The sequence below is a fragment of the Pseudoalteromonas sp. SWXJZ10B genome (assembly GCF_015864475.1).
GTDB classification, from domain to species: Bacteria; Pseudomonadota; Gammaproteobacteria; order Enterobacterales; family Alteromonadaceae; genus Pseudoalteromonas; species Pseudoalteromonas arctica.
The window spans coordinates 145,100-159,177 of sequence record NZ_JADYXD010000005.1 but is presented as its reverse complement, the minus strand read 5'-3'; the positions used below and the strand labels follow the sequence as shown (position 1 = coordinate 159,177).

The 14,078-nt window shown below is 36.8% G+C and carries 12 protein-coding genes; 11 read left to right on the top strand and 1 reads right to left on the bottom strand.

Going from position 1 to position 14,078, the window contains the following annotated elements; translation table 11 throughout:
- The first annotated feature begins 41 nt into the window (after nt 1-41).
- From I6F54_RS06830 to I6F54_RS06805, 6 genes are all read left to right on the top strand, one after another.
- Complete coding sequence (locus tag I6F54_RS06830; protein ID WP_010553785.1) at nt 42-1,409, top strand: MFS transporter; 1,368 nt, start codon at nt 42-44, stop codon at nt 1,407-1,409.
- A gap of 20 nt (nt 1,410-1,429) precedes the next feature.
- Entirely contained in the window at nt 1,430-2,152 is a 723-nt protein-coding gene (gene ssb / locus I6F54_RS06825; RefSeq protein WP_007586300.1) for a single-stranded DNA-binding protein, read from the top strand.
- Between the two features lie 147 nt (nt 2,153-2,299).
- Nucleotides 2,300-5,089, top strand: a complete 2,790-nt coding sequence (locus tag I6F54_RS20280) for a response regulator (RefSeq protein ID WP_231616999.1) — start codon at nt 2,300-2,302, stop codon at nt 5,087-5,089.
- A gap of 181 nt (nt 5,090-5,270) precedes the next feature.
- A complete protein-coding gene (gene arsH / locus I6F54_RS06815; RefSeq protein ID WP_197140470.1) occupies nt 5,271-5,987 on the top strand; it encodes an arsenical resistance protein ArsH in 717 nt (238 codons plus the stop codon).
- A 9-nt stretch (nt 5,988-5,996) separates the two neighbouring features.
- Nucleotides 5,997-7,013: an ACR3 family arsenite efflux transporter gene (gene arsB / locus I6F54_RS06810; RefSeq protein ID WP_197140460.1), complete on the top strand. Its 1,017-nt coding sequence runs from the start codon at nt 5,997-5,999 to the stop codon at nt 7,011-7,013.
- Nucleotides 7,014-7,259: 246 nt separating this feature from the next.
- Nucleotides 7,260-8,942: an EAL domain-containing protein gene (locus I6F54_RS06805; protein ID WP_231609591.1), complete on the top strand. Its 1,683-nt coding sequence runs from the start codon at nt 7,260-7,262 to the stop codon at nt 8,940-8,942.
- On the opposite strand, the gene I6F54_RS06800 is transcribed toward I6F54_RS06805, so the two are convergent.
- A complete protein-coding gene (locus tag I6F54_RS06800) occupies nt 8,939-9,847 on the bottom strand; it encodes a 1-aminocyclopropane-1-carboxylate deaminase/D-cysteine desulfhydrase (RefSeq protein WP_165739277.1) in 909 nt (302 codons plus the stop codon). The genes I6F54_RS06805 and I6F54_RS06800 overlap by 4 nt on opposite strands.
- Before the next feature lie 76 nt (nt 9,848-9,923).
- Here I6F54_RS06800 and I6F54_RS06795 point away from each other — a divergent pair, with 76 nt between their 5' ends.
- Genes I6F54_RS06795 through mshL form a run of 5 tightly spaced genes read left to right on the top strand, consistent with a single transcriptional unit; the run spans nt 9,924 to nt 14,078 of the window.
- Nucleotides 9,924-10,847: an MSHA biogenesis protein MshI gene (locus I6F54_RS06795; protein ID WP_197140458.1), complete on the top strand. Its 924-nt coding sequence runs from the start codon at nt 9,924-9,926 to the stop codon at nt 10,845-10,847.
- Complete coding sequence (locus I6F54_RS06790) at nt 10,844-11,443, top strand: PilN domain-containing protein (RefSeq protein ID WP_148263741.1); 600 nt, start codon at nt 10,844-10,846, stop codon at nt 11,441-11,443. Before I6F54_RS06795 ends, I6F54_RS06790 begins: the two co-directional genes overlap by 4 nt.
- Nucleotides 11,440-12,135, top strand: coding sequence for a hypothetical protein (locus I6F54_RS06785; RefSeq protein ID WP_007586316.1), 696 nt, complete (start codon nt 11,440-11,442; stop codon nt 12,133-12,135). The genes I6F54_RS06790 and I6F54_RS06785 overlap by 4 nt, the downstream gene beginning before the upstream one ends.
- Entirely contained in the window at nt 12,113-12,436 is a 324-nt protein-coding gene (locus I6F54_RS06780) for a hypothetical protein (protein ID WP_007586318.1), read from the top strand. The genes I6F54_RS06785 and I6F54_RS06780 overlap by 23 nt, the downstream gene beginning before the upstream one ends.
- On the top strand, nt 12,420-14,078 hold the full coding sequence (gene mshL / locus I6F54_RS06775) for a pilus (MSHA type) biogenesis protein MshL (protein ID WP_197119307.1): 1,659 nt from the start codon (nt 12,420-12,422) through the stop codon (nt 14,076-14,078). Before I6F54_RS06780 ends, mshL begins: the two co-directional genes overlap by 17 nt.

The following is a 14,078-nucleotide window of genomic DNA, read 5'->3' as shown; positions in this document are numbered from 1 at the left end:
ATCCCAACCTCAATTTTTCATAGAGTAAGATCACGCAGATAATGACCGCATCTTCACTTAATTCACGAGAAAAACGCGCCGCAGTATCGCTGGCGAGTGTGTTTGCATTTAGAATGCTCGGCTTGTTTATGCTGATGCCTGTATTGGCTATTTATGGACAATCGCTTGAAGGTTTTTCGCCTATTTGGATTGGTTTTGCCATTGGTGCGTATGGTTTAACGCAAGCCGTATTGCAAATACCTATGGGTCGATTATCCGATAAAATTGGTCGTAAAAAGGTTATTGTTGGTGGCTTAGTCGTATTTGCTATTGGCTCTGTAGTTGCTGCATTAGCTGACTCTATTCAAATGGTTACCGTAGGCCGCGCTCTACAAGGTATGGGCGCAATAGCCAGTGCACTACTCGCGTTTGCTTCAGATTTAAGCCGCGATGAGCAACGACCAAAGGTAATGGCCGTTATTGGTATGAGCATAGGAATGAGCTTTGCCTTTGCTATGCTACTTGGGCCAATTGTTGCAGCTTCGTGGGGTATTGCGGGTGTATTTTGGTTGACTGCTATTTTAGCTGTTTTTGGTATATTTATAGTGACTATGCTAGTGCCAAATGCGGTAAATAAAGCGCCCAAAGGCGATACATTAGCAAGCTTTAGCGACATTAAAAAACTAATTAAGCACCCTCAGTTAGCACGATTAAATGCAGGTGTATTGCTATTACACTTAACGCTAACCACAATATTTGTCGTACTGCCGAGTCAATTAATTAAAGATGGCTTAGTTGCCGACCATCACTGGTATTTATATATTCCAGTGCTATTTTTAGCATTTTTATTAATGGTACCAATAATGATTGTGGCCATTAAAAAAGAGAAAGAAAAACAAGCATTTATTGGCTCGGTAGCCTTGTTAACTATTAGTATGCTAGCAATGTCGGTATGGGTTAATAGTGTAGTAGGCATTGCTGTGTGTATGCTGCTTTATTTTGTGGCGTTTAACTTTTTAGAAGCCACTATGCCTGCGCTTGTATCGCGAATAGCACCTGCAAGCCAAAAAGGTTCAGCAATGGGTGGCTACTCATCTAGCCAGTTTTTAGGCGCCTTTTTAGGCGGTATGTTAGGTGGCTATGTAGCACAAACAACAACGACACAAGCTGTGTTTGCGGCAGCAGCACTTGTTGGGTTAATATGGCTTATTATTGCGTGGAAAATGCAAGTCCCACCCAAAAGTAAAGTTATTAGTTTAATGACCAAATTAGATTCTGAAGAGCATGCTCAAACACTTGCTTCTCAGTTAGTTGCTTTACCAGGCGTAATAGAAGCAACTGTGGTTCGCGATGAAAGTCGCAGCTATTTAAAGATTAATGATAAAGAATTTGACCTAGACCAAGCACGTAAAGTAGCTGGTTTAATCTAACATTTATAGGAGATGGTTCCATGGCACGCGGTGTGAACAAAGTAATTTTGGTTGGTAATTTAGGGCAAGATCCTGAAGTTCGTTATATGCCTAACGGCAATGGTGTAGCAAATATTACCTTAGCAACTTCGGATAGCTATAAAGATAAAAACACTGGCCAAATGGTTGATAAAACTGAGTGGCATCGTGTTGTGTTCTTTGGCAAATTAGCTGAAATTGTTGGTGAATATTGTCGTAAAGGTTCACAAATTTATGTTGAAGGTAAACTTCAAACACGTAAGTGGACCGATCAACAAGGCCAAGAAAAATACACTACAGAAATAGTTGTAGATGGCTTTACTGGTCAAATGCAAATGTTAGGCGCACGTGGTGGCGATCAGCAAAGTGGTGGTTACCAAGGTAATCAGCCGCAAGGTGGACAACAAGGTGGTGGTTACCAAGGTAATCAGCCGCAAGGTGGTCAACAAAGCGGTGGTTACGGTCAAAATAACCAAGGCCAAGCTGCACAGCAAAGTGGCTATAATCCGCAGCAACAAGCCGCACCAGCAGCACAACCAAAACCGGCTCCAGCACCACAGCAGCAAAGTAATCAATATCAGCCGCAAGGTGGTTATGCACCACAGCAAAAAAGTGCACCACAACAGCAAGGTGGTTTCGCTCCTAAACCACAAAGTGCTCCGCAAGGTGGCGCATCAAACCCAATGGAACCAACCATTGATTTTGACGACGATATCCCGTTCTAGTGTCCCAACCTTTACAGTGTAAAGATGTATTATAGAAAAGCCCCGTTCATACGGGGCTTTTTGTTTTTATGAGGCTTGTATTAGTTGATATATAAATGATTGCAATCTATCCTCTACAGACTTTTTTTGAACGAATCTATGAGAAATATGAAAACCTATTTAGCGACTGTATTTCTTTTTTTTCAGCTACTGAGCCTTAATGTACAAGCGCTTATATCGCAAACAAATATTTCAGATACAATTGCTTCAAAAAAAATAATTCAAAAAAAAATCTCTTCAAAAAATACAACCCAAGTTTTACTTATAAACTCTCTAAACCAAGATTCTCCATGGCAGCAAAGTGTCGAGAGGGGATTACGTTCTGAATTATTAGAGCGCAATGCCGGTTTTGATCTTTTTATTGAAAATATGGACGTTGGTCGATTCAATGAAATGCGACAAAAGCGATTGATGAAGGCTTATTTACAACAGAAATATTACGATAAAAGAATAGATATAATTATTAGTCGAGGCGTTCCTGCTGCCTCATTATTATCTGAATTTGACACCTTATTTACAGGGATTCCAATAATATACCTAACACCGGGTGGTAAGTTTAAAGTACCAAAAAATGAAAATGGAATTATTATTCGACCCAAACTAAATTATAAGCAAGGGGTGATAAACGCTGTTAACTTAACAAACCCTAAAAAGTTAATTGTTATCCTGGATAGAAAAAGTGGTATAGGGTCTAATTTTTACCAACATCTTATGCCGATTATTAATAGAGACTTTTCGCATTTAACGCTAGAAAAATGGTTTGATTTACCTGCCGATGAGTTAATAAATAAAGTAAATAATGCGCCTGCTGATTCAATAATACTATTTACGCCGATTTTTAGACGTTATAACGATACGGTACTTAGCCCATTTCAATTTGTGGAGCGACTAACAAGTAACAGCTCTGTTCCTATTTTTAGTTATTGGCATTCACTGTTAGGTTCGGGGATTGTTGGAGGATATTTGCTATCTGGTGAAAAAATAGGCGCTCGAGTTGCCGAATCAATAGTTTTTTTTGATAATAATAAATATTTAGAACCGGTAGATAGCGATCAGTTAAGTACTTACTATTATGATTTTAAAAAATTAAAAAAGTTTGAGATAGCCTCCCAAAATCTTCCTGAACATTCCATTATTATTAATAATCAACCTTCATATTTCGAACAAAATAAAATGCTTATTTATAGCGCAATTGCAGTAATCACAATATTGAGTGGTTTTTTAGCTTTTGTACTACTTTTAAATAGTAAGCGGGTTCAATTATTAAAGGAACTTGATAGCGAAAAACTTAAATTAGAATATAGAGTTGAGCAGCGAACGGAAGAGTTGTTAATTGCAAAAAATGAAGCTGAACATTCAGCGTCAATAAAATCAGACTTTTTAGCTAATATGAGCCATGAAATTAGAACTCCAATGAATGGTGTTATTGGACTTACTAATATTTTATTAGACAGCAATTTACCACCAGAACAAAAACAGTATTTAGATAAAATAAAATATTCTTCTGACCAGCTGCTCATTGTAATTAACGATATTTTAGACTTTTCAAAAATTGAGTCTGGAAATATTAACCTTGAGGAATTTCCTTTTTCTGTAAATTCGGTTGTTGACTACATAAAAGCAACTTTTGATGAGCTAGCTCAAAGCAAAGGGATTACATTTGATATTGTCATTGGTAAAGAGGTTAAACTTGATTTAATAGGTGATGTAGTTCGAATAAACCAAGTACTGCTAAATTTATGCTCTAACGCAATTAAATTTACTACACACGGCTTTGTATCTGTATTAATAGAATCAAAAAGATCGTTAGCTGATCCTAAGAGCGTTTGTTTGTATTTCATTGTTAAGGATTCCGGTATTGGGATTGCTGAGCAAAGCCTTACCGATTTATTTGAATCTTTTACTCAAGCTGACAGCTCTACAACCAGGAAGTTTGGCGGCACAGGTTTAGGTTTAACTATAAGTAAGCGTTTATGCCAATCGATGGGTGGGGATATAACGGTAAAAAGTACTCAAGGTGTAGGTAGTGAATTTATAGCTTCGATTAAGGTGAAATTGAATAACCAAGCGTTGATTGATAACACTCCCGACCTAACTTTTACTGATCCGTTTGAGGTATTAATTGTAGATGATAATGAAGATGATCTTAAGGTAATTGAAAATCAGCTAACGGCTATGGGGCTGGTATGTACGGCCTGTCAATCTGCTAAACAAGCTATTGATATTATTGAGCAGAATAAAGAAAAATTTAAAGCCATTATTGTTGACAGGGCAATGCCAGCGATGAGTTGCGAAACCTTTTTAATACGTATTCATAGTATTAGCCCCCAGCTTTATAGCAAGATTATCGTACTTACAATGAGTGATGAAAGTTTAATTAATGATGCAGGCAAGAAAGTCAGTATACAAACTATTTTGCATAAACCTGTATATACGAGTGTTTTGTATGAGGCGATTGAACGTAAAGTGGTGGGCTCTATAAATAAAGCACCTGTAGCCAATATCGTCAGTGAAAAGTCACTGGCGGGTATCAAAATATTAGTTGTGGAAGATAACTCGATCAACAGAATAATCGTTACAAATATACTTGAAAATGCTGGTGCCCAAATTCATTTGGTCGACAATGGATTGGAATGTATTCAAATAGTAAAATCGGAAGCGTTTGATATTATTTTGATGGATATTCATATGCCTATAATGGATGGTGTTGAGGCGAGTCAAATTATTCGTAGTGATAATGACGAAACTATCGCAAACATCCCAATAATCGCCTTAACAGCTAACGTTATGAAAGATGATATTACACGATACTTATCCATTGGCATGAATGCCCATGTTGCAAAACCAATTAAAGCGCAAAAATTACGTGAAACTATAATCCTCTGCTTGAGTAAATAGTTGAGCCATTAAAATTAACTATATCAAATATCTACCATAATACCTCCCATTGTCTTGAGCTAATTTTAAATAACTTAAAAGTAAATTTTATAAAATAGAGTTTGACTCATAGGTCTTTATGTGTGAAATTTCATATATACGTTTTTTCATATACTTGTTTTTACCAAAGGTTGAGTTATCAATGTCAGAAGTTAATGGGTTACCAAATACAAATAAAGCACACAGTGTTGTTCCACTCACATCAAATTTTAACGTTAGTTTTTCTGAGCATAAACCTAAAATTTTATTGTTATATGGCTCATTAAGAGCGCGTTCTTATAGCAAGTTAGTTATAGAGGAGAGCGCTCGTTTATTAACGCATTTTGGTGCTGAGGTTAAAGTTTTTAACCCTGAAGGTTTACCTCAAACCGATAGTGAAGATGAATCACACCCTAAAGTACAAGAGTTGCGAGATTTAATGCTTTGGTCAGAAGGGCAGGTATGGTGCTCACCAGAACGTCATGGCTCGATGACGAGTATATTCAAAAATCAAATTGATTGGATCCCTCTTAACCTAGGAGGTGTAAGGCCAACGCAAGGTAAAACATTAGCTGTGTTGCAAGTTAGTGGCGGTTCGCAATCATTCAATGTGGTGAACCAACTACGAGTATTAGGGCGTTGGATGCGCATGGTAACAATACCTAATCAGTCGTCAGTGCCACAAGCGCACTTAGAGTTTGAAGAAAATGGACGGATGAAACCCTCTGCGCTCTACAATCGGATTGTTGATGTTATGGAAGAGCTGATTAAATTCACTTTATTATTGCGAGATCAAAAAGATTACTTTGTAGATCGCTATTCTGAACGAGTGGAATCTGCAGAAGATCTTAGCCAACGCGTTAATCAACGCTCTATTTAGGGGAGATAAATGGGATTATTTGAGCGGTATCTTTCTGTTTGGGTAGCCTTAGCAATCGCTGTTGGTATTTTTACAGGCTCAATAATACCAGAGCTATTTATACTCATAGCAGGCTTTGAATATGCGTATGTAAATATAGTAATAGCGGTACTTATTTGGCTAATGATTTACCCAATGATGGTTCAAATTGATTTTTCATCTATTAAAGACGTAGGTAAAAAACCAAAAGGACTATTACTAACCGTTGTACTTAATTGGCTTATTAAACCATTTACAATGGCGTTTTTAGGTTGGCTATTTTTTAAGGGTATATTTGCAGACTGGGTCGACCCAAAAACTGCAACTGAATATATTGCAGGCATGATTTTACTGGGTGTTGCGCCATGTACGGCTATGGTTTTTATTTGGAGCCAACTGACTAAAGGCGACGCTAACTATACGCTAGTGCAGGTATCTATTAACGATATTATTATGATATTTGCATTTGCACCCATAGCAGGTTTATTGCTGGGTGTAACCGATATAACAGTACCATGGGATACGTTATTTTTATCTGTGGTGTTATATGTACTTATACCGTTAATTTTAGGGGCGGTTACGCGTAAAAAGCTAGATAAAGCCGGGGATCATTCTCGACTCAATCAGTTTTTGAGCATTATGAAGCCCTATTCTATTGTGGGTTTATTAGCGACAGTCGCTTTATTATTTGGTTTTCAGTCACAAACTATTTTAGCCAACCCCGAAGCGATTGTACTTATAGCTATTCCGCTACTGATTCAAACCTATGGTATTTTTGCTATTGCTTATTTTGCCGCAAAAAAAATGAAGCTAGAGCACAATATAGCTGCGCCAGCGTGCATGATCGCAACATCTAATTTTTTTGAGTTAGCAGTTGCAGTGGCTATTTCATTGTTTGGTTTACACTCTGGTGCTGCACTTGCAACCGTAGTAGGTGTGTTAGTTGAAGTCCCTGTAATGCTAAGCTTAGTGTATTTTGCTAACAAAACACGTCATTGGTTTAACTAGGGCTAGAGCATGATTGCTATGCTGGATGGTTTCAATTGCGAAACATCTAATATTAACTTAAGCCTGAGGAGTTAAATTTAATCTATTTATAAAAGAAAGGGCATAGTTGTTTGTTTTTGTAAGTTCTCGTTTATTTTGGGCTTTTTTGTTTAGTGCTATTAATAAACGTTTAAACTTAGTTTATAGCCTTGTACTTCTATAGATATTGAACAACACTTTAGTTAATAATTTAACGGGTGGCAGGCTATGCAAAAGAGTAAAATCTGGCTTTTCAAGTACTTCAAAGGTATCTCTTTTGTCTTATTTTTAATGATGCTTATTAGTTTTAATTTCGTTTTAAATGATGCATTACATCAAAAAGTTCATGCTTCTGGGCAGCAGTTCGTTAAACACGTTTACGAGCTGAATTTATCCCCTTCTATAAACAATGAAGTGTTGGCTGCATTAGCTAAAAGTGAAGGTTTTGTGTTGGAGGTGCCAAAGCCTGCAGAGCATGTTAGGCATTTAGTGAATATAGAGCGCGAAGTTTTTTCTTACAAAACATTAAGTTTGAGCCTCTATCACTATCCTGCTTGGGTAACACAAAGTTACTTATTTATATTGCTAAACTTGATCATATTAGGCGCCGCTGGCTGGTCTTATCGCTGGTGGGGGTTATTGAATGTAAGCCGTAAAATTACGCCCAAAAATACAATGATACAACCTACTAAAATTATTGAACAAAAACAAAATAAAATACGATTAATTAAACAAGTAAAAAAATGCGAATTAAGTTCTTTGTATGGGGTTAATAGAGCATCACATAGCTTATTTTTACTCATTGAATGTGACTTTGATAAGAAAACCGATAAAGAAGCTATTTTTAAAGTGTTAATCACTAGAAAATTGACTGAATTTAAAGATGTGTCGGTAAAAATACTAAATTCCAGTTACTTAGCCGTCACCTTGCCACATATACCTACTCCCGAGTTAGACAGCTACGTTGAAAAGCTTCATCAGTGCGTGTTTTTACTATGCCAAAATTATCAAAAAAGTATAACTCATAAAAACATTAAAATAGGTGCGTGCGACTATCGATTAGGCGCAGATAAAATTGCGGTTTATCAGTTAGCAAAATCAGCACTTATGCTATCGCAAAACAGCTCAGTACAGCACTTTCACCGCTTAGCGTTAAATTACTGTCAAGAAAAACCACTTTCTAGTAAGCAAGTTATCGAAAATATTAAAAAGAATAAATTTATATTATTCTTCCAGCCTTTATTTGAGCTCTCTAGCGGGGAAATTTTAGAACATGAAGCTCTTATCAGGGTTAGGCATAGCCAACTTGGTTTACTAGCTGCTCGTTATTTTATTAATCAGGTTTATAGTAATCAAGACGCTTTAATATTAGATAAAGCAGTAATAACACAAGTTAAAAAGCTAATGCTGAGTGAACCTTCGGCCTTAACAGTTAGTGTAAATCTACACCCTAAAAATTGGTTTAATACTGTATTTTGGGAGTGGTTAGCCAATCAAATGGCAGAGCTTAAGTTAAATACTAAATTACAATTTGAAATAAGTGAGGCAGAATTTTTTACTCATAGAGAATCGATAACTAATGCACTTAATGTAATTAAAAAAAGCCGTTCACAAGTTGTGATTGATAATGTAAAAAGTAGTGAGAAAGTAGCTGTATTAGCTAATTATAATCAAGTATGCGGACTTAAATTATCATACGAACTAATTCATTTATTAAATGAAAAAACTCAAAATCAAAGGCGAATAAAAAAGATAGTTGAAGCCGCAAACCTTTTAAATTTACCTGTGTATGCAGTTGGCGTAGAGACTCAAAAAGAGTTGTTTACGCTTGCCAAATTGGGAGTGGTGGGAGCTCAAGGGTTTTACTTTTCAGAGCCACTTCAAGAGTTTACGCAAGCGGTATTTAATTAAATTAATCCTCTATATTTAAGTCCATTTAGCCCCTGAAGCCCGCCAGTATGAACCGCAATAATTTTACTCCCAGATGGGAAATAATCTTGCTCAATAAGCTGCCATAATGCATACATCATTTTCCCGCTATAAATAGGCTCAAGTGGTAGATTATGTGTGCGGCTCATATCTTGGCAAAACTGCCATAACTCAGGTAAAAACTTACCATAGCCGCCACCATGAAACTCTGTGAGTAACTGCCAGTTGTTTTGATTATTAGCTTTAGCGCTCAGCTTTTTTATTTCTTCTTTTAAATAATTAGCTTGTTTTAATACTGCTACACCAATCACTTGTGTTGTTGAAGCACTGCCTTCTATTAATCCAGCAAGCGTGCCACCACTACCGGTAGGGCACACTAAGTAGTTATGCTCAGGTAAGCTTTGTACTAACTCTTTACACCCTAATAAGGCGTGCTCGTTTGTACCACCTTCAGGAATAATATAAGCATTTGGAAAGTGCTCTTGCAGAGCATTAAGGTAATCGGTGTCGTGGCGTTTTCGATACTCTATACGATTAACTACATGTAGGTTCATACCACAATGTTTTGCAAATTGGATTGTTGGATTGTTGTTATCCAGTTCAGGTCCGCGAATAATCGCGCGAGTTTTTATATTAAATTCTTTTCCGGCAGCTGCACAGGCGTGAATATGGTTTGAAAACGCACCACCAAAAGTCAGAAGTTCTGTTTTATTTATCTTTTGCATGTACGCTAAATTATATTTCAATTTACGCCATTTATTGCCACTTATTAGCGGATGGAGCAAATCATCACGTTTTATACCTAAATAAAGATTTCTCTTTTTTAGAAACGAGCTATCTATTTGTTGAATATAGTTATTTTCATCTATTTTGAATATTTCATGCATTTTGTTGGTTTTCAATTTGGCAAAGTAGTTAAAATGTACGACACTTATTTCATACACAATTAACAATAGTAGCTATATGAAAGAAAAGCTGTTTTCATGGTTAAATCGTAGTTTAGATCCAAATACAGCTATTGGTGTTGCAACTTACGCAGATACTGTTAACGCAGTATGTTTAAAAAAACAACGCGACCAATGGATGGTTCACAGTTCTCACAGTGTAAATGTGTCTGAGCAAACCGATTATACCGCTGCAATTGTTGCTTGTACAAATGAGGTTTCTACTGATATTTGTGCAGTTAATTTAGTCATACCGCACTACTTTTATCAAATAGTGCAAATGGATAAACCAAACCTTAGTGATGAAGAAATTATTCAGTCACTCCCTTGGACTACAAAAGATTTAGTTGATATAGCTTCTGAAAATATTGTGGCTGATTTTATCGATTATCCAATAACGTTACCGATGCAAAGCAGTAAAATGAATGTGTTTATTACGAATAAGCTGCAACTACTTCCGTTTATAGACAGTTTTGAACAAACTAAACCTGTTTTGCGTGCAATGACCTCTGAAGAAATGGTTTTAGTTACCTTGTTTGGCTCATACAAAGAGGCGCATATGCTGATTGTGCAACATGCTAATCATGAACCTCGAATCTTAATTATTCGTGATGGGCAATTAGTATTAGCTAGGCGATTAAATGGTTTTTTGGGTATTTCAGATAAGGATCAAAATCAAGAATTGGTAGAAGCGTTAGGATTAGAAATTCAGCGTTCTATGGACTTTTTTGAAAGCCAGCTCAAGCAACCACCAATTCGCAGCATTCAGTTACAGTGCGATGATTTATCCTCATTAACTCTTAGAGCCGGGCTTGCAGAGTTTTTACAAGTAAAAGTTGTAGATTTTGAGTCTAACTTAGAATTAGCGCAGCAATTAGAGCCAAATTTTTATTATGCGCTTGGGGCAGCCTATCAATTAACAGATCCTGAGTCTGTGCTATGAAAACCCGGATTAACTTTTATCAAAAAACCTTACGCGTACGGCGAGACCCCGTCCCTTTGTCTGGAATGATTACGTTGTGGTTAGGTGCGCTATTAATTATTGCAATCACGTGGGCTTTTTACAGTTATAAAACATATTCTAGTGAGCTTGATTTAGAACAAAATAGGCAATACCTCAAACAAGGAAAAGCTCAGTTAGAAGTTGTAAAACAGCAGTTAGCAGAGAAACAAAATAAAACACTCTTTATTAATGAGCTAAAAACACTTCAGCAAGAGGTTTTGCACAAGCAGCAAATATTTAGCTATTTAGAGGAAAGTTCAGATCAGTCTGCAACCGATTACGCTCAGGTAATGCACGATTTAGCGAAGTATCATGAACCTAATATTTGGCTGACCCACATTAAGTTTGTAGGGCAAAGTGTGACGCTTCAGGGTCAAACATCGCAATCAAAATTCTTACCAATTTGGTTTGATAATTTAAAACAGTCGCCATTTTTTATTGATAAAGAGTTTTCAGTTTTAGAGTTATCTACGCAAGCAGGTGTGAGTGAATTTAATGTAGCGACAGACCTTAGTGATGAGGGCGATAAACCATGAGCCAAACAATAAGTAGCCAGAATAATAAAAATAAAGGTTGGCCATTATGGGTCAAATACCAAGCTCAGTTTGCATCGCTGCAAAAACGTGAGAAGTATTCCACCTTATTTGTTGGTTTGTTTATAGTGATTTACCTCGGTCTCTGGTTCGTTATTTTTCCACAGCAAGATGAAGTTGCCAACATACGTTCAAAGCACAATACAACGCTGCAAGAGTTACAGCAGATAAATGCGCAACTCTCCATGTTAAACCAAGCACTAAACTACGACTACACTAAGGTTTTACGCGGTCAAATTGCACAAACCAGAGATGAATTAGCCGAAATAAATAATCAACTTAATAGTTTTAGCCAAGGCTTTGTAGCTGCTAAAAATGTACCTGCCGTTTTAAAAGATTTGCTCGTAGATAGTAGCGACGTAAAAGTGAGTAGCTTTAATGTAAAACCAGCACGGGCTATCGATGTAGAAAAACTAGGTGAACATGATACGCAAACATTATTTTTTGAGCATCAGATGGTAGTTACTTTGCAAGGTAGCTACTTTAGCTTACAAAAATATTTAGCCGCATTAAAAAATAATCAAGATAAGTTATTAATACAAGAGTTTAGTTATCAGGTACTAGAGTACCCTCAGGCTGAATTAACTTTACAAATTGCTACAGTGAGCGCTAATGAAAAATTTATCGCGTTATAGTATTTGTACTTTGGCTTTTTACATTATTGCGCCGAGTGCGCTTGCGCAACTTCGCGATCCGACTCAGCCAAATATGTTCGTGAGTAACAATAGTCCAGTTAAGCAAAGTACAGAACTTAAATTGCAATCTATTATTAAAAACAGTACAGCATTTAAGGCCATTATTTCAGGCCATATTTATCGAGTTGGTGATGCTGTAGATGATTTTCGGGTGCTAAGCATTAACTCAAAACAGGTTGTGTTAGCAAATGATGATAAACAAATAAAATTAGAATTATATGACTATGAAATTAAAAAATAATTTATCTCACCCGTGGCTTGTTCTTCTATTGTTACCTACATTTTTAACTGCGTGCCATAGCTTTAAACCAGGTAAAGAGGTTAAAAATCATATAGAGCAAGAGTTATCTGAAAGACCTACAGAGGCTAAAGTAATTGCGCCTTTACAAATGCCAAGCGAACTTACACAAAGCTTATTGTCATCTATAAATAATGAGCAAACTATAAGTGATGATTTATCTATAAAGCGTTTTGATGTCGCAGCAAATGATGTCGAAATAGGCGCTTTTTTTGCAGGCTTAACAGACGATACCCCTTTTAGTGTTGCTGTGCATCCTGAGGTAAATGGCACAATTAATTTAAATCTTAAAAGCGTTACGTTTAATGAAGTCATTAATGTTATTAAGCGTATGTATCCTTTAGATATTGTTAATGAAGGACGAATTGTACAAGTACTACCAGCCAAAATGCGCACAGAAACAATACCTGTAAATTATTTAATGATGCAACGCCATGGTCAGTCTACAGTGAGTGTTGTTGCTGGTGGGGTGAGTCAATTTGCACAAAGTGGCAGTGGTTCGAGTGGTTCAAGTTCAGGTAATAGTAACCAGCAAAATAGTGAATTTGGCGGCGATAATCAAAGCTTAGATTTGAATGGTTCTCGAATCCAAACAATTAATAAAAACGATTTTTGGAAGGAATTAGAAGTTGCCCTTAAGTCTTTAATTGGCGCAAGCGATGGGCGCTATGTTGTTGCAAGCCCACAAGCTAGTTTGGTAACCGTAAATGCATTACCAAGCGAAATTAGTCAGCTAAAAGAGTTTTTACGTCAAAGCCAAGAAAACCTACAACGCCAAGTTATTCTAGAAGCAAAAATAATAGAAGTAACCTTAAAAGATGAGTACCAACAAGGGGTCAACTGGGAGCGCATAGCCAGTGGTTTAGAAGGCGGTATTTCGTTTGCTACAACAGCGGGTTCTACAATTAGCAATAGTATTTCGGCTGCCATTGGCGGAGCGTCATCGCTGACAATTCAAAAGGGTGACTTTAATGGGGTTATTAATTTGCTAGAAACCCAAGGTGATGTGCAAATGTTATCTAACCCTCGCGTTACGGCTACAAACAACCAAAAAGCAGTTATAAAAGTAGGGCAAGACGAATACTTTGTTACTAATGTATCAAGTACGACGGTAACTGGTACTGCTACAACTACCTCGCCTGAGATTGATTTAACACCGTTCTTTTCTGGTATTGCGCTTGATGTAACGCCGCAAATTGACAAGTACGGCTCAGTCATCTTGCATGTTCACCCTTCAGTAACTGAAACAGAAGAGCAGCTAAAGGTAATTACTTTAGACGATCAACGTTTTGAATTACCTCTAGCGCAGAGCAACATTCGAGAATCAGATACCGTTATTCGCGCTCAAAGTGGCGAAATAGTGGTTATTGGTGGTTTGATGCAAACGTCAACACAGGATGAAGAATCAAAAACACCCGTGCTGGGTGATATCCCCATATTTGGCAACTTATTCAAAAGTATTCGTAAACGCCAAGAGAAAAAAGAACTAATTATTTTAATCAAACCAACCGTTGTTATGCCCGATACTTGGAAAAAACAACAAGGTGAAAGCCGTCAGCTTTTAAAAACATGGTATGAAAACTAA